The sequence below is a fragment of the Teichococcus aerophilus genome (assembly GCF_014490485.1).
GTDB lineage: Bacteria > Pseudomonadota > Alphaproteobacteria > Acetobacterales > Acetobacteraceae > Pseudoroseomonas > Pseudoroseomonas aerophila.
The window spans coordinates 1-23292 of record NZ_JACTVA010000030.1 but is presented as its reverse complement, the minus strand read 5'-3'; the positions used below and the strand labels follow the sequence as shown (position 1 = coordinate 23292).

Sequence of the window (23292 nt, the reverse complement as noted above, 5' to 3'; positions counted from 1 at the left end):
GAGATAGGCAGCCAGATGACCGCAGAGCCCAGGCCGCCCCGGCAGGCCACGGCGGAGGACACCGATCCCCGCCTGTTCGTCAATGCCATCGAGAAGGGGATGATCGTCCTCGAGCTGTTCGAGACCTCGCGCCAGGAGCTCTCGCTGACCGACATCATGGCGCGCGCCGGCATCGGCCGCAGCGCCGCGCAGCGCTTCGTCTACACGCTGCACCGGCTGGGCTACCTCAGCCGCAACCCGGACAACAAGCGCTTCGCCCTGGGGCCGAAGGTGCTGGGGCTGTACCGCGGCTACCTCGGCAGCCGTTCCGTCCTGCAACGGGCCCAGCACGCGATGCTGGAGCTGAACCGCGCCACCGGCGAATGCGTCTCCTGGAGCGAGTTGCTGGAGGAGGAGATCGTCATCGTCGAGAACCTGCCCAGCCCGCACGTGACCGCCGTGGCCCTGGTGCCGGGCATGCGGTTCGAGGCGGTCTCGGCTTCCTCCGGCCAGGTGCTGCTCAGCCACTCGGCGCCGGAGGCGGTGCAGCGCGCCTTCTCCGGTGCCAGCCCGCTGGCGCGGGAACGCGCGGCGGCGCCCGACCTCGGCGCCTTCCAGGCGCTGTTGGTCCAGGTCCGGCAGCAGGGCTACGCGATGACCAGCAAGGCCTTCGACCAGGACAGCCTCTCCATCTCCGCCCCCGTGCTGGACGCCCAGGGGCGGCCGGTAGGCGCGGTGAACCTTTCCGCCCTCAGCAGCCGCTTCAGCCGGGCCGAGGCCCTGGCGAACCTGGTGCCGGCCGTGGTGGCCGCCGCCCGCGCCTGCCGCTGACGGGGGCGGCCGCGCCGGCCCTGGCCGGCCGCCACGAAGACAGGACCTCTCCATGACCGCTCCCCGCTTCGTCAGCGCCGATGCGCTGAGGACCATGTTCTCGCGCGCCATGTCCGACATGTACCGGGCGGAGGTGCCGCAATACGGCGCGCTGCTGGACCTCGTGGCCGAGACCAACGAGCAGGCCATGGCGCGAGACCCCGCCCTGGCCGACCGCCTGCGCAGGGAGGGGGAGCTGGAGCGGCTGGTGGTGGAGCGACACGGCGCCATTCGCCTCGGCACCGCCGCCGAGTTGCGCATCATGGGCCGCGTCTTCGCCGCGATGGGGATGGAAGCGGTGGGGTATTACGACCTCTCCGCCGCTGGGGTGCCGGTGCATTCCACCGCCTTCCGCCCGGTGGGCGAGGCGGCGCTGCGGCACAATCCGTTCCGCGTCTTCACCTCCCTGCTGCGGCTGGAACTGATCGAGGACGCGGCGCTGCGCCGGCAGGCCGAGGCGATCCTGGCCGCCCGGCGCATCTTCACCCCCGGCTTGCTGCGATGGCTGGAACGGCACGAGGCGCAGGGTGGCCTGGCCGAGGCCGATGCCGCCGCCTTCGTACGGGAAGCGCTGGAGACCTTCCGCTGGCACAGCACGGCCAGCGTGGATGCCGAGACCTACCACCGCATGCACGGCGCCCACCGGCTGCTGGCCGATATCGTCTGTTTCCACGGCCCGCACATCAACCACCTGACCCCGCGCACGCTGGATATCGATGCCGCCCAGCGGGCCATGCCGGCGCGCGGCATCGCCGCCAAGGCCACGATCGAGGGCCCGCCGCGCCGCGCCTGCCCCATCCTGCTGCGCCAGACCAGCTTCAAGGCGCTGGAGGAGCCGATCCTGTTTCCCATCCCGGGCGGCACGGCGATGCCCGGCACCCACACCGCCCGCTTCGGCGAGATCGAGCAACGCGGCGCCGCCCTGACGCCGAAGGGCCGCGCCCTGTACGACCGGTTGCTGGCCGAGGCGCGGGCCGCATCGGCCGGGCAGGGACCGGCCGCCCAGATGGCGGCGCTGGAGGCTGCCTTCGCATCCTTCCCGGACGACCTGGACACCATGCGCCAGCAGGGCCTGGCCTATTTCCGCTACAGCGCCACCCCCGGCATGCAGGCGGAAGGCGGGCAGGAGGCGCTGTTGCGGCAAGGCGCGTTGCGGGCCGACCCGGTCACCTACGAGGATTTCCTGCCGGTCAGTGCCGCCGGCATCTTCCAATCCAACCTGGGGGACACCGCCCGCGCCGCCTTCGCCCCGGGCGGCGACCGGCCAGGCTTCGAGGCCGCGCTGGGCGCCACGGTGCGGGACGAGATGGCGCTGTATGCGGAGATCGAGGCCGCATCCCTGCGGGCGGCGATGCTGGCCCTGAGCGGGCAACCCCAACCCGCCTGAATCAACCGGCCGGATTCGCGTTGACACGCGGCCGGGCGCCATCCAACATGATTTCGATATTCAATATCGTATAACGATAAGTCCGGGCCGCAGATGCGATCCGGCCCTCCACGGAAGAGCCCAGATGACCGCTCCGTTCATCCTTCGCGCCACCCAGGGCGCCGTCGCCGTGCTGACGCTGAACCGCCCCGAGGTGCTGAACGCCTGGCACGCCCCGATGCGGGCCGAGCTGGTGCAGGCGCTGGATGCCGTGGAGGCCGACCCGGACCTGCGCTCCATCGTGCTGACCGGCGCCGGGGACCGCGCCTTCGGCGCCGGCCAGGACCTGAACGAGACCAAGACCTTCGACCCCGACCGCGCCGAACTGTGGATCGGCGAGTGGGAGCGGCTCTATGACCGCATCCGCTCCCTCTCCAAGCCGCTGGTGGTGGCGCTGAACGGCACCGCCGCCGGCTCCGCCTTCCAGGTGGCGCTGCTGGGCGATATCCGCATCGGCCACCCCGGCGTCACCATGGGCCAGCCGGAGATCAATTCCGGCATCGCCAGCACCACCGGCCCGTGGATCATGCGGGAGATGATCGGCCTGGCCCGCACCATCGACCTGACGCTGACCGGCCGGATGATGGACGCGGCCGAGGCACAGGGCATGGGCCTGATCAACCGCGTGGTGGCGAAGGAGGAGGTGATGCCCGCCGCCCTGGCCCTGGCCGCCGAGCTGGCCGCCAAGCCGCCGGTGGCGATGCGGCTGAACAAGGCCCGCTTCCGCGAGGTGACGGAGGCTGGCTTCCGCGACTGCCTGGCCGCCGGCGTGCGCAACCAGCGCGAAGCCTACGGCACCGGCGAGCCCGCCCGCATGATGGAGCAGTTCCTGGCCGAGCGTGCCCGCCGCAAGGCGAATGCGTGAAGGGGGAGCGCGACATGACCATCCAGACCCTGCCCTCCGTCGCCGATGAAGCCGCCGCGCTGCTGGACCGCCTGGGCGTGCCCCGCGCGGCCTGGACCGGCGGCACCCTGCCGGCGCGCTCCCCGCTCTCCGGCGCCGAGATCGGCCGCCTGCCCGAGACCGGCGCGGCCGAGGCCGAGACGGCGATCGGCGCCGCCCACGCCGCCTTCCTGGCCTGGCGCGACGTGCCCGCACCCCGGCGCGGCGAACTGGTCCGCCTGCTGGGCGAGGAGCTGCGCGCCGCCAAGGAGGATCTCGGCCGGCTGGTGACGCTGGAGGCCGGCAAGATCCTCTCCGAAGGCCTCGGCGAGGTGCAGGAGATGATCGACATCTGCGACTTCGCCGTCGGCCTTTCCCGCCAGCTCTACGGCCTGACCATCGCCACCGAGCGGCCGAGCCACCGCATGATGGAAAGCTGGCATCCCTCCGGCGTCGTCGGCGTCGTCACCGCCTTCAACTTCCCTGTTGCCGTGTGGGCCTGGAACGCCGCGCTGGCGCTGGTCTGCGGCGATGCCGTGGTGTGGAAGCCGTCCGAGAAGACGCCGCTGACCGCGCTGGCGACCCACGCGCTGTTCAACCGCGCCGCCGCCCGCTTCGGCGGCGTGCCGGACGGGCTGTGCGCCTTGCTGGTCGGTGGCCGTGAGCTGGGCGAATTGCTGGTGGACAGCAAGCTGGTGCCGGTGCTCTCCGCCACCGGCTCCACCGCCATGGGCCGTGCCGTGGCGCCGCGCGTCGCCGCGCGCTTCGGCCGCGCCATCCTGGAACTCGGCGGCAACAACGCCGCCATCGTCACGCCGACAGCCGATCTCGACCTGGTGGTGCGCGCCGTCGCCTTCGCCGCCATGGGCACCGCCGGGCAGCGTTGCACGACGCTGCGCCGGCTGATCGTGCACGCCAGCCAGTATGATGCGCTGCTGCCGCGGCTGAAGCAGGCCTATGCCTCCGTCACGGTGGGGGACCCGCGCCGCCCGGGCACGCTAGTCGGCCCGCTGATCGATGCCGGCGCCGATGCCGGCATGACCGCCGCGCTGGAGGCCGCGCGCCAGGATGGCGGCACCATCTCCGGTGGCGAGGCGGTGGCGGTCTCCGGCGGCGGCCATTACCGCCGCCCGGCGCTGGCGGAGATGCCAGGGCAGAGCGAGATCGTCCGCCACGAGACCTTCGCGCCCATCCTGTACGTGCTGCGCTACGAGACGCTGGACGAGGCCATCGCCCTGCATAACGACGTGCCGCAGGGCCTCTCCTCCTCCATCTTCACCAACGACCTGCGGGAGGCGGAGCGCTTCCTCTCCGCCAGCGGGTCCGATTGCGGCATCGCCAACGTCAATATCGGCCCCTCGGGCGCCGAGATCGGCGGTGCCTTCGGCGGCGAGAAGGAAACCGGCGGCGGACGCGAAAGCGGCTCCGACGCCTGGAAGGCCTATATGCGCCGCGCCACCAACACCATCAATTACGGGCGCGAGCTGCCGCTGGCGCAGGGGGTCAGCTTCGATGTCGGCTGACCTGCTGGAAGCCGCCGCCGTCGCCATGCCCGGCGTGGCCGATACGACGCTGCGCCAAGTGATGGACGCGCAGGCCATCAGCGATCCAGACCGCATCTACTGCACCTTCGGCGACCAGGTGCTGCGCTTCGGCGCGCTGGACGCGGCGGTCAACCGCGTGGCCAACGCGCTGCTGGCGCGCGGGCTGCGGCCGGGGGACCGGGTGGCGCTGATGCTGCCCAGCCACCCGGACCACATCGTCTCCATCTTCGCACTGGCCAAGGTGGGATTGGTGCGCGTGCCGGTGAATACCAGCCTCGTCGGCCCCTCGCTGGATTATCCGTTCGAGGCCTTCGCGGTGGATGCACTGATCGCGGATGCGAGCTATGCCGAGGCGCTGGCGCCGGTCCTGGCGCAGCGCCCGCTGCGCGCGCTGATCTGGCGCGGCGGGGCGGAGGACGGCTTCGCGGCGCTGCTGGCGCATCCCGATGCCGCGCCGCCGGCGGTGCAGCCGGGGCCGGACGACATCATCGCCATCACGCCCAGTTCCGGCACCACCGGCGCGCCCAAGGGCGTGCTGAAATCCGACCGCACGCTGCGGGCCGGCCCCATGGCCATCCTGCGCCTGACCGAGGCGCAGCCCGGAGAGACGCTGCTGTTCTGGGAAGCCATGCACCATGGCGCCGGCGTCGCCGTGCTGATCGCCGCCGTGCTGGGGCGGCTGCAGCTGGGCATGGTGGAGCGCTTCAGCGCTTCCCGCTTCTGGCAGCAGGCGGCGCAGGTGGGTGCGGCGCGGGTGCATTATCTCGGCAGCGTGCTGCCCATGGTGCTGAAGCAGCCGGAAGGCCCGGCGGACCGCAGCCACGGCGTGCGCATCGCCTGGGGCGGCGGCTGCCCGCCGGAGTTGTGGCGCCCGGTGGAGGAGCGCTTCGGCGTCGAGATCCGCGAGGGATACGGCCTGTCCGAGCTGATCACCTTCTGCACCGTCAACATGACCGGCAAGACCGGCTCCATCGGCCGCCCGCTCTCCTGGTTCGAGGCGGCGGTGATGGATGCGGAGGGGCGCGCGCTGCCGCCGGGCGCGGTGGGCGAGCTGTGCTTCCGGGCGCTGGCGCCGGGCCTCGGTTTCCTCGGCTATTTCCGCAACGATGCCGCCACGGCGGACGCCATGCGCGACGGCTGGTTCCGCACCGGGGACCTGGCGCGGCAGGACGAGGATGGCGACCTGTTCTTCGCCGGCCGCGCCAAGGACTCCATCCGTCGCCGCGGCATCAACATCTCCGCCTGGGAGGTGGAGCGCGTGCTGCTGGACCACCCGGAGGTGGAGGAGGCCGCGCTGATCGGCGTGCCGAGCGCGCTGGGGGAGGAGGAGATCAAGATCTTCATCCGCCGCGCCCAGGGCAGCGACCTGCAGCCGGATGCCCTGTTGCGCTGGTGCGCCCCCCGCATGCCGCGCTTCCAGCTGCCGCGCTTCGTCGCCTTCGTGGATGAGTTCCCGCGCACGCCGACCCAGCGCATCCGCAAGCTGGAACTGCCGCGTGACATCCAGGACTGCTGGGACCTGGAGAGTTCGGGACTGAACCCCGCCCAGAAGGGCGGCTGACGACCCGGCGGGGGCATCCGTGCCCCCGCCGATGACGGCTTCGGCGCAAGCGGCAGAAAACAGGCCGCACGCCAGACGGGATGATTGCCACGCGTCACCGGCCTCTCAGGGAAGGCTTCGAGAATGCCCATGAATCTTCGCTCCCCATCGCGGCTCCGGCGCCGCTCCATCCTGGCGGCCGGGATCGGCCTCGCCATCGCGCGGCCCGCGCGGGCGCAGGGCTTCCCCAACCAGCCGGTGCGGCTGATCGTGCCTTTCTCGCCCGGCGGCGCGGTGGATTTCGTCGGGCGGCTGGTCGGGCAGGGCATGGGCCCGCATCTCGGCCAGTCGGTGGTGGTGGAGAACCGCACCGGCGCCGCCGGGGCCATCGGTGCGCAATTCGTGGCGCGCGCGCCGGCGGACGGGCACACGCTGATGATGGCGCCCATCACCAACTTCGCCATGCTGGCCGGCATGCCGGGCAATAATCTGGGCCTGGACCTGGGGCGGGACTTCGCGCCGGTCGGCACCATCGGCGCCGTGCCGATCGTCGTCGTGGCCGGGGCCGGGGTGCGGGCGTCCAGCCTGGCGGAGCTGATCGCGCTGCTGCGGAAGGCGGACCGCCCGCTCAGCTACGCATCCTCCGGCAATGGCTCGACCGAGCATCTGGCCGGCGAGTACTTCGCCACGCTGACCGGCACGCGGATGCTGCACGTGCCGTATCGCGGCGGCGCGCCGGCGCTGGCGGACGTGCTGGCCGGGCAGGTGGATCTGATGTTCGCCACCCTGCCCAACGTGATGCAGAACGGCAGCGGCCTGAAGGTACTGGCCATCGCCACCGGGACGCGCAGCAGCGTCATGCCGGATGTGCCGACCACGGCGGAGGCGGGCCTGCCCGGCTTCCAGGTCTCTTCCCTCTACGGCGTGCTGGCGCCCGCCGCCACGCCGGGCCCGGTGCTGGCGCGGCTGAACCGGGACCTGCGCGCGGCGCTGGCGCAGGACGACGTGCGCAACCGCCTGATCCAACAGGGCGTGCTGCCCGAGCCCACCACCCCCGAGGCGACGGCGGCGCAGTTGCGGGAGGAGCTGTCCCGCTGGGGCAAGGTCATCGTCGAGGCGAAGGTCACGCTCAACTGACGCCCCGGCGCCGGTGCCGCCCGCCCGGGTCCTGGCACCGGCGCCGCCGGCCTGCGGCGCTGCCATGAGGCGCGCGCAGGTTGATGGCGCGCCGGGTTCTGGCTAGAGGAGGCGGCATAGGGAGGTTTTTGAATGAGGACCTCTATCAATGCGCGAAGACGACAAGAACGGCCGCAATGCCGTTGAGAACCCCCGACATCTCACGCTGAACCGCAGGCAGCTGCTTGGCACCGCCGTCGCGGCCGGCGCCATCGCGGCGCTGCCGGTGCGCGCGGCCCCTGCCGTCCGGGCGGTGGACGTGCTTCTGGTGGGCGGCGGCATCATGAGCGCGACGCTCGGCGTGCTGCTGCACGAGTTGGAGCCGGGCTGGTCGATCGAGATGATCGAGCGGCTGGATGATGTCGCGCTCGAAAGCTCGAATGGCTGGAACAATGCCGGCACCGGCCACTCCGCCCTGGCCGAGCTGAACTACACGCCGGAGGACGCGGACGGGAAGATCCAGACCGCGAAGGCCGTCGAGATCAACGAGGCCTTCCAGGTGTCCCGCCAGTTCTGGGCGCATCAGGTGCAGGCCGGCGTGCTGAAGAACCCGCGTTCCTTTATCAACTCTACCCCGCATATGAGCTTCGTCTGGGGTGCCGAGAACATCGCCTATCTGCAGAAGCGCCACGAGGCGCTGCAATCCAGCCCGCTCTTCGCCGGCATGGAGTTCTCGCGCGACGCCGCGAAGATCGCCGAGTGGGTGCCGCTGATGATGGAAGGGCGGGACAAGGGGCAGGAGATCGCGGCCACGCGGGCGCCGCAGGGCACGGACGTGAATTTCGGCGAGATCACCCGCCAGTTCGTCTCCCACCTGAAGGCGCAGGCGGGGTTCAGCCTGCACACGTCCAGCGAGGTCAGTGCCATCGCCCGGAACACCGATGGCACCTGGCGCGTCACCTACAAGAACCGCAAGACCGGGGCCGATGAGCGGACGGTGGACGCGAAGTTCGTGTTCCTTGGCGCCGGCGGCGGCGCGCTGCACCTGCTGCAGATGTCCGGCGTGCCGGAAGGCGACAATTATGCCGGCTTCCCGGTCGGCGGCTCCTTCCTCGTCACCGAGGCACCGGGGGTGGTGGACCGGCACCTGGCCAAGGCCTATGGCAAGGCCTCTGTCGGCTCCCCGCCCATGTCCGTGCCGCACCTGGACACGCGGATGCTGGACGGCAAGCGCGTCATCCTGTTCGGCCCCTTCGCCACCTTCTCGACCAAGTTCCTGAAGGAGGGGTCGTATTTCGACCTGCCGGCCTCGGTGACGCTGGACAATATCCGGCCGATGCTGAGCGTGGGCTGGGATGAGTTCGACCTCGTCCGCTACCTGGGCGAGCAGCTGATGATGTCGGACGCCGACCGGCTGGCGGCGCTGCGGGAATACTACCCGCAGGCGCGGGGCGAGGATTGGCGGCTGTGGCAGGCTGGCCAGCGGGTGCAGATCATCAAGCGGGACGCGCAAAAGGGCGGCGTGCTGAAGCTGGGGACCGAAATCGTCCATTCCGGGGACCGGACGCTGGCCGCGCTGCTCGGTGCCTCGCCCGGGGCCTCGACCGCTGCGCCGATCATGCTGGACCTGCTGCAGCGCGTGTTCGCCGACCGGCTGGCGACGCCGGCCTGGCAGGAGAAGATCCGCCGCATCGTGCCGAGCTACGGCACGCTGCTGAACCAGCATCCCGATCGCGTGGCGGCGGAATGGGCCGCCACGGGCGAGCGGCTGGAGCTGGCCATCGCGCCGCCCGCGATCGACCCGGCCGCCTTCCCCAAGCCCAGCACCGCCGCCAACCCGGCGGGCGAGGTGCGGCGCGTGCCTGACATGGCGCTGTAGTCAAGTGCCGAAGGGCCGGCCGTGCGGTGGCATGGCCGGCCCTCATAGTGACCGGCACCGCCTTTGGCGCGGCCGGGCGCCCTTGAGGCGCCAGCCTGTGCGGGCGGGGTGACCGCCGGCTGTGACAGACCACAGGGGCCTTTGGCCACGGTGGCTGCCGGGTCTGGGCTCACTGCCGTCACGTCTCCGCCGCTTTCCCCCAGCCCAGTTCCTTCACCTCAGGCCTTCGTGACCGGGCAAGGTTGCCTGCCAGAGCACGGCATCAAGGGCTGGGCGGCACAAAGAGCCCCCGCCCCGAACAAATTTTCTGGAGCAGGTGAGAGTCCTCCTGTAGTGATTTTCGTAAAGCGAGAATTTCTTACGTCTATGCCGGAGGCAGCCCGTGACGGAACCCAACGAGCACTCACCCGCCGACCGGGTTCTGCCACTGCCGGAAGACGTGCTTCGCCGTATCATCGGCGGCGCCCGGGCCGATGAAGCCAAGCCCATGGACGGGGACCGCGCCGCCGCGCTGACCGCGGGGGCAGACCCGCACGCCGCCGAGCCCACCCCGGCCGCCAAGCCGGGCCCGGAGGCCGCCAGCGGGCCGGAACAGCCCCCTGCCAAGCCCGAGTCCAGCCTGCCCGCCAACTATTCCAAGGAGGTGGCGAACGACTTCAAGGCGGTCACGGGCATCAAGCTCAAGGGCGGCAGCGAGTTCCTGAAGAACGAGTGGAAGTACACAGTGGAGAACCCTGACTACCAGGGTACCGGGACGACCAAGGTCACCATCAAATCGACCGCCGCCGATGCCGAGAAGAAGGCGGCCGAGAAGCAGCAGGATAACGACCGCGCCGGCCCGAAGGCGCTGGACGCCGCCCCGCATGGCGGGGAGGGGCCGCGCTCCGTGGTGGATACGGCGAAGGAGCTGCACGGCATCAGCGCCGGCACCGTGAAGGCCTACGAGGACCGGCTGCAGAGCCTGCAGCAGCAGAACAAGCCGGCCAGTGAGATCAGCGCCGCCAAGTCCGCCTATGACCAGGCGGTGCAGCAGCACACCGAGCACACCAAGCTGCTGGAGACCGTGACGGCGCAGGCCAAGGCCGAGGCTTCCAAGCCCGCCCCTGCCGCGGCCGGCGCGCCCGCGCCCGGCGTGCCGAAGCCGGCGGCGCAGGATGCCGCCGGCCACGGCGACGCCGCCGACGGCCACAAGGTGGCGGCGCAGCTGGACAAGGCGCTGAGCGACGCGAAGGCGAAGGCCGATGCCGCCGCCAAGATCAAGCAGGACGACGCCAAGAAGGCCGAGCAGGCCCAGAAGAATGCGGAGATGGTCCGCACCAACCTGACCCATCTCGGCAACAAGCTGGTGAGCGAGGCGCTGACCGAGGCGGCGAAGAAAGATGCCGAGGCGCATGGCCACTACACCAACACCATCAAGCCCGTGGTCACCGCCGACAGCGGCACGGACGACATCGTCGTCTCCGACACCGGCGGGGTGCTCAAGACGCACAAGGGCATCGACGCGACCACGGTGACGGCGGGGACGGAGAGCTGGAGCTCCGATCTCGGTGTCGGCGCCAAGGTCGTCCATGGGTCCGTCACGCGCTATGGCGGCGAGGACGTGACGACGCTGAAGGACGAGCAGGGCAAGACGATCTTGGTCACCAAGGACCGCGTGCTCGGCACCGAATCCTATCAGGCCAAGGCGGGCTTCGCGTCGACCAATACGTCCTTCGACGCCGATGCGTCGGCGCAGTTCGCCCTCCATGGCGAGGTCAGCCACGCCGTCACCGACACCGTCCTGGGGTTCGAGCATACGGAGACGGTCTCCGCCGCCCTGCATGGCGAGATCGGCGCCAAGGCCGGCGCGCATCTGGGGTTCGATGGCGTCAACGCGCAGGTCAAGGCCTCCGCCGAGGTCACGGCCTCGGTGACGGTGACGCACGACATCAAGGTGGGGGAAGGCAAGGTCACTGTCGGCGCCGACGTCTTTGTCCAGGCGCGGGTGGAGGCCAAGGCCGAGGTGGACGTTAGCTTCGACCCCAAGACCGGCAAGGTGAAGGTGAAGGCAGGCGGCGGCTTCGAGGCCAATGCCGGCGTGGGCGCGGACGTCAATGTCGGCACCTTCACCAAGGACGGCAACGGCGCATCCGCCACCGGGCATTTCAAGGCGGGCGCCATCGGCGTCAAGTTCGAGCCGGACATCTCCATCGAGAACGGCAAGGTCGACGTCAAGCTGACCATCGGCGGCTATCTGGGCGTGGGCGGGACCTACGACATCAACATCAAGGGCGACTTCGACAAGGCCTGCAAGAATACCGACAAGGCGACGCAGGTCATCTCGGACACTCCGATCCTCGCGGTGGGTGCGGCCTACATCTATGGCTGGACCTTTGTCTCCGGCTTCTTCAGCTGACGCGCGCCGGCTTTTATCGGGAATCCTGACATGACGCAGACCACCGCCCCCGACCCATTCGCCCAGAAGCGTGCCCGGCTCGCCGAGAATCTGCGGGAGATCGATGCCGCCGCTCGCGCGCAGATCCTGCAACGCGCGCAGCTGGAGGGATGGTCGGAATCCCAGGCAGCCTGGCTGGATATCCTGGCGAAGGAGAAGCTGCTGCAGGACGTGGTCGATGGCGTGCCGGTCGAGCAGGCTTTGCCCGAGGCCTATGGCCAGGCGCGGCGCCAGCTGACCGTCGGCTATTTCCAGAACGCGCTGGAAAAGGGCCAGAGCCGCGTGGCCGCCTTCCTCACCGTCATCGACCTGGAGAAGCAGCTGGCCGGGCGCCGTGGCGCGCCCATCCCCGAATACGGGGACGACGTGCTGATGGCCGCCTGCGGCCGGGTGGAGCAGGCCGCCGCCACAGGCCAGACGCCGGAGCGGCAGGTCGCCGCCGGCTTCGCCGAGATCCAGCGCCTGCTGGCGGAGGAACGCGACGCCCCCCGGCACTGAGCCGGGAACGCCGCACGGGCCGATGAGATGCCGCAACCTCCGCAGATCGAGTGGATACAGATGACCCAGTCCCAGCAAGGCCTCGAGGCGCAGCTTGCCACCCGCGCGAAGGCGGGCGGCTGGTCGGACTCGCAGGCGCAGTGGATCGGCCGGCTGGGGGCGGAGGTGCTGCAAGGCCAGAACGCCGCGTCCCCCGCCGTCTTGGAAGCGGCGTACAAGGCGGCGGAGCGCCAGCTTTCCGTTGGCTACTTCAACAACGCGGTGGAGCAGGGCAAGAGCCGGCTGGTCGCTTTCCTGACCGTCATCGACTTGGAGAAGCAGGTGATCACCCGCGCCGGCGGCACCGCGCCCGCCTATGGCGACGATGCGTTGAAGACGGCCTATGCGGCGCTGGAAGGCGCCGCCGCCCGTGGCGCACTGGTGGAGGAGCAGATCGCCGTCGCCTTCACCGCCCTGCGGCGGGCTTCCGCCCCGGCGCCGTAACGGCGCATCGCGAGTCGCCGTCATGCTCTTCCGCCGGTCCCGAAGCCGCCGCGTGCCCACCATCCTGCAGATGGAGGCGGCGGAATGCGGCGCCGCGTGTCTCGCCATGGTGCTGGCTTCGTTCGGCCGGTGGGAATCGCTGGATGCGGTACGGGATAGCTGCGGCGTCTCGCGCGATGGCACCTCCGCCGCCGATATCCTCGCCGCCGCCCGGGCGCGGGGCCTGGAGGCCGAGGCTTTCAGCCGGGAGGTGGAGGCACTGCGCGGCCTGCCGCTGCCGCAGATCCTGTTCTGGAACTTCGACCATTTCGTGGTGCTGGAAGCCATCCAAGGCGATGCGTTCCAGATCAACGACCCCGCGCATGGCCGGCGCGTGCTGAACCGCGCGGAATTCGGCGCGCGCTTCACCGGCATCACCCTGACCTTCCGCGCCGGGCCAGCCTTCCGCCGCACCCCGCCGCCGCGCCCGGCGCTGTGGCGGCTGCTGGAACAGTTGCAGGGTTCCTGGGCCGCCTTCGCCGCCATCATCCTCATCAGCGGGCTGCTGGTGCTGGTCGGCGCGCTGGTGCCGGGGCTGACGCAGATCTTCGTCGATGACTACCTGGTGCAGGATCACGGTGACTGGCTGGCACCGCTGCTGGCCGCCATCGTCGCGCTGGGCGCGTTCAATGCGGGGCTCAGCTACCTCTACCTGCGTGGGCTGCGGCTGCTGCGCACCAAGGTGAACGCGGTCATCTCCGCCCGCTATGTGTGGCGGCTGTTCCACCTGCCCTACGAGTTCTTCGTCCGCCGCAGCGCGGTGGAGGTCTCCAGCCGCACGCAATTCGCCACGCAACTGGCCGGCACCGTCTCCGGCCCCGTGGTGCAACTGGTGGTCAATGGCCTGGCCATGCTGGGCTATGCCGGCATCATGCTGCTGTACGACACCGTGCTGACCGCCGTGGTGGTGGGCCTGGCGGCGGTGGAGCTGGTGGTGCTGCGCGTCGTCGCCGGCCGGGTGCGGGAGCAGGCGGTGCACCTGCAGATGGTGGCCGGCCAGGCGCATGCCGCGGCCGTGCAGGGCACCGCGTTGCTGGAGCAGGCCCGCGCCAGCGGCAGCGAGCCGGTGCTGTTCAACCGCATGGTGCAGGCGGAGGCCCGCCTGATCAATGCGGAGCAGCGCAGTGGTCGCACCACGCACCTGCTGGCAGCGCTGCCTTATGCCAGCAGCCGCTTCGCTACCCTGGCGGTGCTGGGCGTCGGCGCCTTGCAGGTGATCTATACCGAGATGACAGCGGGCACGCTGGTTGGCTTCCTGGCGCTCTCCGGCCTGTTCTTCGCGGCGCTGGGGGCCTTCACCGGCATCGGCACCGCCATCGGCCAGTCCGGCGCCGCGCTCGGCCGGCTGGGGGATGTGCTGGATGAACCGCGCGCCGTCACTACAGTGGCGGCCCCCGTACCTGTCACCGTGCCCGTCACGACCGGTGCAGTGCGGCTGCGGGATGTCGGCTTTGCCTACCCGAATGGCGCGCCGGTCTTCTCCGGCCTCGACCTCACGCTGGAGGTGGGCGAGAGCATCGGCATCATGGGCGGTGCCTCCGGCGGCAAGAGCACGCTGGCGCGGCTGCTGGTCGGCCTCGTCACGCCGGTGCGGGGCGAGATCCTGTTCGGCACGGCAGGCGCCGGCTGGGTGCGGGATTGCGAGGGCATCGGCTTCGTCGACCAGCAGCCCTTCTTCCCCAACGGTACCCTGCGCGCCGCCATCACCGTCTGGGGCAACGCCACCCCGGCCGCCGATATCGCCCGCGCCGTAGGGGATGCCGGGCTGGCGGAGGTGATCGATGCCCGCCCCGGCGGGCTGGATGGCCCGATCGGCGAGGGCGGCACCGGTCTCAGCGGTGGGGAGCGGCAGCGGCTGGGCATCGCCCGTGCCCTGGCCGGCAACCCGCGCCTGCTGGTGCTGGACGACGCCACCAGCCACCTGGATGAGGAGGCCGAGGCGCTGGTGCTGCAGAACCTGCGGCGGCGCGGCATCACCCTGATCCTGCTGACCAACCGCGCCAGCGCCATCCGCCACCTGGACCGTGCCTGCTTCCTGCAGAAGGACCGGCTGCTGCCGCTGGACGTGGAGGCGGCCTACCAGGCCGCGAGCCCGGACCCGCGCACTTGAACGAGATCTCCCCACCCGCACGGGGCCTGGCGCTGGCCGCGCAGGAAAGCGCGCTGCTCTCCGCCTGCGCCCCGGCGCTGCTGCGCGGCGGCCCGGTGGACCTGATGGCGCGGCTGCCGGATGGCGGCCTGCGCTTCATCGCGACGCTGGAAGCCGGGACGCTGCTGCTGCCCGGCCCGCCGGGGACGGAATGGCTGCTGCGGGCCCGCCGCCGCCTGCTGTTGCAGCCGGCGCGGGAGGAGGATGAGGCCGGGTTGCGCCCCTGGTTGCAGGCATTGCACCAAGCCGCCGCCACGCTCGGCACGGTGTTGGATGCGGCTTCGTTGCACCCGCAGGCGCAGGGCCGCAGCGACCAACTGCTCACCGCCATCGCCGCAGCCCTGGCCGCGCCCGCGCCGGAGGCGGAGAGGCGGGAGGATGCGGCGTATCAGGCCACGCTGGCCGGCTTCCCCCGCCTGTTGCAGCGCCGCTTCCGCCGCGCCCCGAAAAGCGCCGGCGGCCCGTTGGCCGAAGCCGCGGCGGAACTGGCACGGCAGATGGGCGCCCGGCCGGTGGCGGTGCCGGAAGACCCGGAGGAAGGCCGCGAGGACTTCCTGGAGCGCTTCGCCGCCGCGCATGGCCTGCGCCTGCGCGCCCTGCGTTTGGATAACGGCGCGCGGCCGGAAGGCGAGGGGCCGATGCTGGTATTCGCCGCCGGGGATACGCCGCTGTTGCTGCTGCCCCGCCGCTTCGGGGGCTACGACATGTTTTCCCTCGCCGCCGGCGGCGCGCGGCGGCGCCTGCGGCAGGCCGACTGGTCGGCACTGGCGGCGGAGGCCTACGGGTTCTGCCGCACCCTGCCGGCCGGCAAGCTGAGCTTCCGGTCGCTGCTGGGCTTCGGGCTCCAGGCGGCGACGGCCGATTTCGTGCTGCTGGGGGCGTGCGGCGTCGTCGGCGCGGGGTTGGCGCTGCTGCCGCCGCTGGCCTCGCAGCAGATCACCAACATCGCCGTGCATACCGCCGATACGCGCTTCCTGTTCCAGCTGCTGGCGGCCCTGTTGGCGGCGCTGCTGGTGGAGACGGCCTTCTTCGCCATCGGCCAGCTGGCGGAACTGCGCGCCCAGGGCCGCGCCGGCCTTGCCCTGCATGCCGCCATGGTGGACCGGCTGCTGCGGCTCTCCCCGAACGACCTGCGCGGCTCCACGACCCTGATCCTGGCGACCGAGATGGAGACGGTGGAGAAGTTCCGCCGCGCGTTGATCGGCTTCGGCAGCACAGGCCTGCTGGCGCTCATCCATGGCTTGGCGGCGGCGGCGCTGGTCGCCACCATCTCGCCCGCCGCCGGGCTGCTGGCCATCGGCGCCATCCTGCTGCGGCTCGGCCTCACCGCGCTCATCGGCTGGCTACAGTTCCGCGCGATCTATGAGGGCGAGCGGATGGATGTCATCGTCCTCGCCTTCGTCTACGACCTCGTCCGCATGGTGCCGGCGCTGCGCGGCAACCGGCTGGAGCGGCGGGCCTTCACCCAATGGGGCGATAACTTCCTGGCCTTCCAGGCGCGGCTGATGCGCTCCGCCAGCATCGGCGACCGGCTGCCCGTGCTGGAACATCTGTGGGACGCGCTGGTGCTGGCCGCCTGCTTCGCCGCCCTGGCCTTCGCCAACGCGCAGGCGGAGGTGAATGCCGGGCAGGCGGTGGCCTTCGTGCTGGTGCTGGGCCGGCTGACGCGGGCGGGCAAGGGCCTCTCCCACGCGCTGATGGGGGCGATGAAGCTGCTGCCGATGGCGAAGCTGGCGCGCCCGCTGTTGGATTTCTCGGTGGAGCCGCTCGTCTCCGGCCCGCCGGTGCCCGTGCTCTCCGGCCGCATCGACGTGGTGGATGTCAGCTTCTTCTTCGGCGCGCGGCGCGCGCTGGACCGTATCAGCTTCTCCATCGCGGATGGCGAGTTCGTCGCCATTACCGGTGCTTCGGGCAGCGGCAAGTCCACGCTGCTCAGCCTGCTGGCCGGGTTGCAGCCGCCGCAGGCGGGCAGGCTGCTGCTGGATGGGCATGACCTCTCCGGCATCAACCGCCGGCAGCTGACCCGCAAGCTGGGGCTAGTGATGCAGAACAGCCGGCTGTTCCCCGGCTCGGTCTACGACAATATCCGCGGCACCACCGCCATCGACATGGACGCCGCCTGGGGCTTCGCCGCGCAGGCCGGCGTGGCGGAGGAACTGCGCGCCATGCCGATGGGCCTGCACACGCTGGTCGGCGAGACGGGGATGGGCTTCTCGCTCAGTCAGGTGCAGCGCATCCTCATCGCCCGCGCGCTGGCCCAGTCCCCCAGCGTGCTCATCCTGGATGAGGCGATGAGCGCGCTGGATGGCGCGGCGCAGCGCCAGGTGATGCGCACGCTGCGCGGCCTGCCCGTCACGCGCATCATCGTCGCGCACCGGCCGGCGCTGTGGCGGGAGACGGACCGCATCATCATGCTGCGCGATGGCGCGCTGGCCGCTGCCGGCCCGCCCGCCGCGATGCTGGCCACGCCCTCCACCTTCCAGCCCCCCACTCTCCAGTCACCGGCGGCCCACCCATGAGCATCCCCAGCCTGTTTCGCGCGGAAGCCGAGGCGCAGCTGCGCCGGCCGGAGGACCTGGCCGGCGGGTTGCGCCTGGTGGGCGCCGGGCACCTGGCGGCGCTGGTGGCGCTCTGCCTGGCCGTGGCGGCGATGATCGCCGGCGCCGTGGTGGTGCATGTGCCGATCAACGTGGCCGGCACCGGCGTCGTCCTCAGCTCCAAGGGCGTGCTGGAATTCACCGTGACGGCGGACCATGAGGGCCGCATCGTGGAAATGCTGGTGGATTCCGGCCAGCGCGTGGCGCCTGGCCAGCCGGTGGCGCGCATCGTGCAGCCGGCGCTGGATTCCGAGCTGCGGCTGGCGGAGAGCGAGCTGGATCTGATCCGCCGGGAGGAACAGCGCGTCCGCACCCTGCAGGCCGAGACGATCGAGATGTTCGGCGGCGTGCGGCGGCAGCAGGAGGCGACAAGCCAGGAGACCATCCGCCTGTTGCAGGAGCGCCGCGCGCTGCTGGCGCAACTCGCCGATGGCATGGAGGCGCTGCGCCGCAGCGGCCACACTACCTTCGAGCGCTACCTGCAGGTGCGGCAGGAACTGGCCCAGGTGCTGGAACGCATTTCCACCGAGCAGGGCCGGTTGCTCGGCTTCTCGCTGGAGACGCATGAGAAGCAGGCGCAGAACGAGCGCGAGCTGCAGGCGCTGGAGACGCGCCGTGCGCAGGCGGAACGGCAGATCGGCCGCCTGCGCAGCCGCATCGCCAATGAAAGTTGGGTGCGGGCGACGGAGCACGGCATCGTCTCCGAACTCAAGGTGTTTCCCGGGGACCTGATCCGCTTCGACACGCCGCTGGTCTCGCTGCTGCCGGTGGATGAGAGTTTTTCCGACTTCCGGCCCGGTGGCACGCGCCTGGTCTCCGCCGTGCTGATCCCGGCGCGGGATGGCAAGAAGGTGCAGCCCGGCATGCCGGTGCTGGTGGACCCGACCTCCGTGCGGCGGGACGTGTTCGGCTCCATCCGCGGCGTGGTGACCAGCGTCTCCGACGTGGCGGCGAGCCCGGAGCAGATGCGCCACATGCTGCGGAACGACGACCTGATCCGCAAGCTGACGGCGGAGGGGCCGCTGTTCCTGATGACGGTGGAGATGACGCGCGACCCGCAGACCCGCTCCGGCTTCCGCTGGACCACCTCGGGCGGGCCGGACGCGCAGATCACTGCGGGCACGCTGCTGGAAGCCAAGGTGCAGACGGAGCGTGTCTCCGTCCTCGGCCTCATCATCCCGGCGTTGCGGGAGATGCTGCGCGGGCCGGGGCCGCACCGCTGATGCCGTTTCCTTCATCTCTTCCCGGCTATCGTCGCCATGCCATGGTGGCTTGCCGGTCGTCCTTCAGAAGCTTGGGTCCAGACGCATGAACGTGACCGCCATCCTGCCCCGCAAGGCGGCACTCCTGGGCCCGCGCGACCCGTCCCTGCTGCGGGACGAACTGTTGCCGGAGATCTTCACCGCCTCCGCCCGCCGGGTGCCGGATGCGGCAGCCGTGGTCTGCGGTGCCGGGCGGCTGAGCTATGCCGAGCTGGATGCGCGGTCCGACCGCGTGGCGCGGGCGCTGCTGGCGCGCGGCGCCGGGCCGGGGCGCTTCGTCGGGCTGTGGATGTCCCGCTCGCTGGACCTGCACGTGGCGCTGCTGGGCATCCTGAAGAGCGGCGCCGCCTATATCCCGTTCGATGCGGATGCGCCGCCGGAGCGCATCGGCGAGTGCCTGGAAGACTGCGAGGCGGCGCTGCTCGTCACCGACGCGGTGACGGGCGCGAAGCTGGAGCGGCCGCTGCCCGCCGCCGCCATCGCCTGCGCGGCGCTGCTGGAGGAAGGCGCGGAGGGCCCGGCGCCGGACGCGCGTGAGGGTGGCCTGACGCCGTCGCACCCGGCCTACGCGATCTACACCTCGGGCTCCACCGGCAAGCCGAAGGGCATTGTCATCGAGCATCGGAACATCTGCCATTACCTGCGTTCGGCCAATGCCATCTATGGCATGGCGCAGGAGGACGTGGTGTTCCAGGGCGCCTCCATCGCCTTCGACCTCTCGCTGGAGGAGATCTTCGTCCCCTACCTGGTCGGCGCCACGCTGTGGGTCGCGTCATCCCGCCTGCTGGGGGAGGTGGAGCAACTGCCGGCGCGGATGCGCGAGGCCGGCATCACGGTGCTGGACACCGTGCCGACGCTGCTGGCGCTGATGCCGGAGGACGTACCCTGCCTCCGCATCATCATCCTGGGTGGCGAGGCCTGCCCGCCCTCGGTGCGGGAACGCTGGTGCCAGCCCGGCCGCCACGTCTTCAACTCCTACGGCCCCACCGAGGCGACGGTGGTGGCGACGGTGGACGAGGTGACGCGGGACGGCGTCGTCACCATCGGCCGGCCCATTCCGAACTACAGCTGCTACGTCGTCGATGCCGGCATGGAGCTGGTGGGCGCGGGGGTGGAGGGGGAGCTGCTGATCGGTGGCCCCGGCATCGCCCGCGGCTACCTGCGGCGGCCGGAGCTGACGGCGGAGAAGTTCATCGCCAACCCGTTCGGCGGCACGGACGACCCGGTGCTGTACCGTTCCGGCGACGCGGTCAGCATGAGCGAGGATGGCAGGCTGCTGTTCCACGGCCGCATCGACGACCAGGTGAAGCTGCGCGGCTTCCGGGTGGAGCTGGGCGAGATCGAATCCCGCCTCTCGCTCTCCCCCGGCATCGCCCAGGCGGCCGTGGTGGTGCGCCAGGATGACGGGATCGACCGTCTGGTGGCCTATGTGGTGCCGGCGGCCGGCGCCAGCTTCGACGCCGCCGCCACCCGCGCGGCGCTGCGGGAGACACTGCCACCCTACATGGTGCCGGCGCATTTCGAGGTATTGGCCACCCTGCCGCGGCTGACCTCCGGCAAGGCGGACCGCAAGGCGCTGAAGGCGCTGACGCTCAGCCTGCCGGCGGCGACCGAGGCGCAGGAGGAACCGCAGACGCCGACCGAGGCGGCGCTGCTGGCCGCCGCCAGGCCGCTCTTCCCCGGCCAGCCGATTCCGTTCGAGGCGGATTTCTTCACCGACCTCGGTGGCCACTCGCTGCTGGCGGCCACCTTCCTGGCGACGTTGCGGGAACAGCCGGCGCTGCGCGGCGCCTCGCTGGAGGATCTGTACGGGCTGCGGACGCTCCGTGCGATTGCCGCCCGCATCGATGAGCGGGAAAAGGCGGAGGGGCCGCGCCGCAGCCTCGACCTCTCCTTCACCCCGCCGCCGCTGCTGCGGCGGGTGCTGTGCGGCATGGCGCAGGCGGCCTGCATGCCGGTGCTGCTGCTGGCACTGACCGGGCCGTGGCTGACCATCTTCGTGATGTACCAGCTGATCACCAGCGACGACGTCATCCATTACTACGAGGTGCTGGCGCTGATGGGCATCTACATGCTCGTCACCATGGGCGTCGCGCTGGCCGGTATCCTGGGCAAGCGGCTGGTGCTGTGGCGCGCCACGCCGGGGCGCTACCCGCTGTGGGGGGTCTATTTCTTCCGCTGGTGGCTGGCGCGGCAATTGGTGGAATTCGTGCCGCTGCGGCTGATGCAGGGCACGCCGCTGGCCGCCGCCGCCATGCGGCTGCTGGGCGCCAAGGTGGGCAAGGGCGTCTGCATCAGCGGCCTGCATGCCGGGGCGATCGACCTGCTGGAGATCGGCGACGACGTCACCATCGGGGCCAAGGCCTCCTTCGGCAATGCGGAGGTGGTAGGCAACGAGCTGATCATCGGCCGCGTGGTGCTGGAGAAGGATGCCTATATCGGCACCGGCTGTGCCCTGGGGCACGACACCGTGGTGCGCGCGGGCGCGGAGCTGGCGGACCTGACCGCGCTGCCCCCCAACACCATTGTCCCGGCGCTGGAGCGCTGGGATGGCTCGCCCGCCCGCAAGGTGGGGCATGTGGACCCCACCAGCTGGCCGCGGCACGCCCCGCGGCCAGGCCGCGCGATGCAGGGGCTGCAGGCGCTGTATTACGGCTTCCTGGTGTTCCTGATGCCCGCGCTGGGCCTGCTGCCCATCTTCCCCGCCTTCTATGTGTTCGACCATTACGACGAGGTGCTGCAGCAGCTCCTCGGCGTGCAGTGGTACCTGCCGATCCTCACCTGGCCGACGGCAATGATCCTGATGGCCGGCACCGTGCTGCTGGTGACGGCCATCCGCTGGGTCGTGCTGCCGCGCGCGCCGGCGGGCACCTGCTCGCTCCATTCCGGCTTCTACATGCGGAAATGGACTGTCGCCCTGGCGGCGGAGGTGATGCTGGACAGCCTGAGCTCGCTCTACTCCACCGTGTATATGCGCGGCTGGTACCGGCTGATGGGCGCCAAGGTCGGCAAGGGGACCGAGATCGCCACCAACTTCGCCGGCCGCTACGACACGATCGAGGTCGGCGAGGGCTGCTTCCTGGCCGACGAGGTGACGCTGGGGGACGAGGACGTGCGGCGCGGCTGGATGACGTCGCTGCCCGTGCGGATCGGCGACCGTGCCTTCATCGGCAATGATTCCGTGCTACCGCCGGGGGCCGAGATCCCGCCCGGCGCGCTGATCGGCATCAAGTCCAAGCCGCCTGAGGAGCCGATGGAGCCGGGCGAGACCCGCTTCGGCAGCCCGCCGATCCGCCTGCCATCGCGCCAGCGCTTCGACGCGGCGGACGTGACCCACACCTTCCGCCCGCCGCTGTGGCGGCGCGCGGTGCGCGCGGTGTTCGAGCTGTTCAGCGCCTCCATGCCCACCATGATGTTCATCACCCTCGGCACCATCGCCGCCGATTACGTGCTGTTCCCGGCGCTGGAGGCCTCGGAGACCTGGGTGGCATTCCTGCCGGTGTTCGTCGCCACCTGCGTCGCCTGCTCCTTCATCCTCGCAGGGGTGGTGCTGGCGGTGAAGTGGCTGGTGATGGGCACCTACCGCCCCGGCAACCGGGGCCTGTGGTCCTGGTGGGCGCTGCGGACGGAAGCGGTGACGACGCTGTACTGGGGCACCGCCGGCAAGCTGCTGCTGGATGCGTTCCGCGGCACGCCCTTCCTGCCCTGGGCGCTGCGGCTGTTCGGCGCCCGCATCGGCCGCGGCGTGTTCCTGGACACGACGGACATGACGGAGTTCGACTGCGTCTCCATTGGCGACTACGCCACCATCAACGCCACCTCGAACCTGCAGACCCATCTGTTCGAGGACCGGGTGATGAAGGTGGGGCGGATCGACGTGGCGAAGGGCGTCTCGATCGGCGCCTTCTCCACCGTGCTCTACGACACCAAAATCGGCGAGTATGCCGAGCTTGGCCTGCTGACCATCGTCATGAAGGGCGAGGCGATTCCCGCGCATACGCAGTGGGCGGGTGCGCCGGCACGGCCGGTGTAGGGGCCGCAGGCTGGGGACAGGAAGGCCGGGGAAGGAATTCCCCGGACCCCTTCTTTTATTTCTTCGAGTCTTGCGGGCTTGGCTGTTGGGGAGTCTCGGGTGTTTGGGACATGGCTGGGTGGGCGTAGAGCATGATGCGCTCACGGTCGTTCATGACCGTGCTCTCCGCCTTTGTTTGAGCGCGGGCCATGCGGGATGTTCGGGTGTTCCACCACGAGCCATTCCGCTCCAAGAGCTCCGGGCCTGCCAATTCGACCCGCGTGGCCCAATGCCAAAATCATCCCCAGCGCCAACCTGGACCCCCGGGCGCATCGCCAAACTGACAGAAAAAAGATGGGGTTTCAGGGGCATTCCTTCCCCTGACCTTTCCCCCGCCCATCAGCAGCAGGCGTACATCAAAGCCCGGCGCCCCCCCAAAGCCAACGGGGCGGCGCCGGGACTTACTCAGGCGGCGGTGCGGCGGGTGATGGCGTCGGCCCGGGCCAGCAGCGCCTCGGCCCGGCGGACGATGGGGATGTCGATCATCTTGCCATCCAGGGCGAAGGAACCGCGCCCTTCCG

General features: G+C 70.8%; 14 protein-coding genes. All 14 read left to right on the top strand.

Going from position 1 to position 23292, the window contains the following annotated elements; translation table 11 throughout:
- Positions 1-15: 15 nt before the first annotated feature.
- The 14 genes from IBL26_RS15830 to IBL26_RS15765 all read left to right on the top strand — a co-directional run bounded on the left by IBL26_RS15830 (position 16) and on the right by IBL26_RS15765 (position 22732).
- Positions 16-810, top strand: a complete 795-nt coding sequence (locus IBL26_RS15830) for an IclR family transcriptional regulator (protein ID WP_187785476.1) — start codon at positions 16-18, stop codon at positions 808-810.
- A 52-nt stretch (positions 811-862) separates the two neighbouring features.
- Positions 863-2236 (top strand): 2-oxoadipate dioxygenase/decarboxylase HglS, encoded by a 1374-nt coding sequence (gene hglS, locus IBL26_RS15825; protein ID WP_187785475.1) that lies wholly within the window; start codon positions 863-865, stop codon positions 2234-2236.
- Positions 2237-2360: 124 nt separating this feature from the next.
- The gene (locus tag IBL26_RS15820) at positions 2361-3140 is read left to right on the top strand and encodes an enoyl-CoA hydratase/isomerase family protein (protein WP_187785474.1); all 780 of its coding nucleotides are present in this window, start codon (positions 2361-2363) and stop codon (positions 3138-3140) included.
- A 14-nt stretch (positions 3141-3154) separates the two neighbouring features.
- Positions 3155-4681 carry an L-piperidine-6-carboxylate dehydrogenase gene (gene amaB, locus IBL26_RS15815; protein WP_187785473.1) on the top strand — a complete coding sequence of 509 codons (1527 nt, stop codon included), beginning with the start codon at positions 3155-3157 and terminating at the stop codon, positions 4679-4681.
- Positions 4671-6263 (top strand): AMP-binding protein, encoded by a 1593-nt coding sequence (locus IBL26_RS15810; protein ID WP_187785472.1) that lies wholly within the window; start codon positions 4671-4673, stop codon positions 6261-6263. Before amaB ends, IBL26_RS15810 begins: the two co-directional genes overlap by 11 nt.
- Before the next feature lie 123 nt (positions 6264-6386).
- Complete coding sequence (locus IBL26_RS15805; protein WP_187785471.1) at positions 6387-7379, top strand: tripartite tricarboxylate transporter substrate binding protein; 993 nt, start codon at positions 6387-6389, stop codon at positions 7377-7379.
- Positions 7380-7527: 148 nt separating this feature from the next.
- The gene (mqo, locus tag IBL26_RS15800) at positions 7528-9237 is read left to right on the top strand and encodes a malate dehydrogenase (quinone) (RefSeq protein WP_187785470.1); all 1710 of its coding nucleotides are present in this window, start codon (positions 7528-7530) and stop codon (positions 9235-9237) included.
- A 382-nt stretch (positions 9238-9619) separates the two neighbouring features.
- Positions 9620-11632, top strand: a complete 2013-nt coding sequence (locus tag IBL26_RS15795) for a hypothetical protein (RefSeq protein WP_187785469.1) — start codon at positions 9620-9622, stop codon at positions 11630-11632.
- 30 nt (positions 11633-11662) lie between these two features.
- Positions 11663-12169, top strand: coding sequence for a hypothetical protein (locus IBL26_RS15790; protein ID WP_187785468.1), 507 nt, complete (start codon positions 11663-11665; stop codon positions 12167-12169).
- Positions 12170-12196: 27 nt separating this feature from the next.
- Positions 12197-12652 carry a hypothetical protein gene (locus IBL26_RS15785; RefSeq protein WP_187785467.1) on the top strand — a complete coding sequence of 152 codons (456 nt, stop codon included), beginning with the start codon at positions 12197-12199 and terminating at the stop codon, positions 12650-12652.
- A 52-nt stretch (positions 12653-12704) separates the two neighbouring features.
- A complete protein-coding gene (locus tag IBL26_RS15780) occupies positions 12705-14801 on the top strand; it encodes a cysteine peptidase family C39 domain-containing protein (RefSeq protein ID WP_187785466.1) in 2097 nt (698 codons plus the stop codon).
- Positions 14798-17359 (top strand): ATP-binding cassette domain-containing protein, encoded by a 2562-nt coding sequence (locus IBL26_RS15775; RefSeq protein WP_187785465.1) that lies wholly within the window; start codon positions 14798-14800, stop codon positions 17357-17359. Before IBL26_RS15780 ends, IBL26_RS15775 begins: the two co-directional genes overlap by 4 nt.
- The gene (locus IBL26_RS15770; RefSeq protein WP_187785464.1) at positions 17356-18660 is read left to right on the top strand and encodes an NHLP bacteriocin system secretion protein; all 1305 of its coding nucleotides are present in this window, start codon (positions 17356-17358) and stop codon (positions 18658-18660) included. Before IBL26_RS15775 ends, IBL26_RS15770 begins: the two co-directional genes overlap by 4 nt.
- A gap of 85 nt (positions 18661-18745) precedes the next feature.
- Positions 18746-22732, top strand: coding sequence for a Pls/PosA family non-ribosomal peptide synthetase (locus IBL26_RS15765; RefSeq protein WP_187785463.1), 3987 nt, complete (start codon positions 18746-18748; stop codon positions 22730-22732).
- The last annotated feature ends 560 nt before the right edge of the window (positions 22733-23292 follow it).

What these genes read in the sequence shown, in the direction of transcription:
- IBL26_RS15830 (WP_187785476.1), top strand. Translation starts at nt 16, where the DNA reads ATGACCGCAGAGCCCAGGCCGCCCCGGCAGGCCACGGCGGAGGACACC.
- hglS (WP_187785475.1), top strand. Translation starts at nt 863, where the DNA reads ATGACCGCTCCCCGCTTCGTCAGCGCCGATGCGCTGAGGACCATGTTC.
- IBL26_RS15820 (WP_187785474.1), top strand. Translation starts at nt 2,361, where the DNA reads ATGACCGCTCCGTTCATCCTTCGCGCCACCCAGGGCGCCGTCGCCGTG.
- amaB (WP_187785473.1), top strand. Translation starts at nt 3,155, where the DNA reads ATGACCATCCAGACCCTGCCCTCCGTCGCCGATGAAGCCGCCGCGCTG.
- IBL26_RS15810 (WP_187785472.1), top strand. Translation starts at nt 4,671, where the DNA reads ATGTCGGCTGACCTGCTGGAAGCCGCCGCCGTCGCCATGCCCGGCGTG.
- IBL26_RS15805 (WP_187785471.1), top strand. Translation starts at nt 6,387, where the DNA reads ATGCCCATGAATCTTCGCTCCCCATCGCGGCTCCGGCGCCGCTCCATC.
- mqo (WP_187785470.1), top strand. Translation starts at nt 7,528, where the DNA reads ATGCGCGAAGACGACAAGAACGGCCGCAATGCCGTTGAGAACCCCCGA.
- IBL26_RS15790 (WP_187785468.1), top strand. Translation starts at nt 11,663, where the DNA reads ATGACGCAGACCACCGCCCCCGACCCATTCGCCCAGAAGCGTGCCCGG.
- IBL26_RS15785 (WP_187785467.1), top strand. Translation starts at nt 12,197, where the DNA reads ATGCCGCAACCTCCGCAGATCGAGTGGATACAGATGACCCAGTCCCAG.
- IBL26_RS15770 (WP_187785464.1), top strand. Translation starts at nt 17,356, where the DNA reads ATGAGCATCCCCAGCCTGTTTCGCGCGGAAGCCGAGGCGCAGCTGCGC.
- IBL26_RS15765 (WP_187785463.1), top strand. Translation starts at nt 18,746, where the DNA reads ATGAACGTGACCGCCATCCTGCCCCGCAAGGCGGCACTCCTGGGCCCG.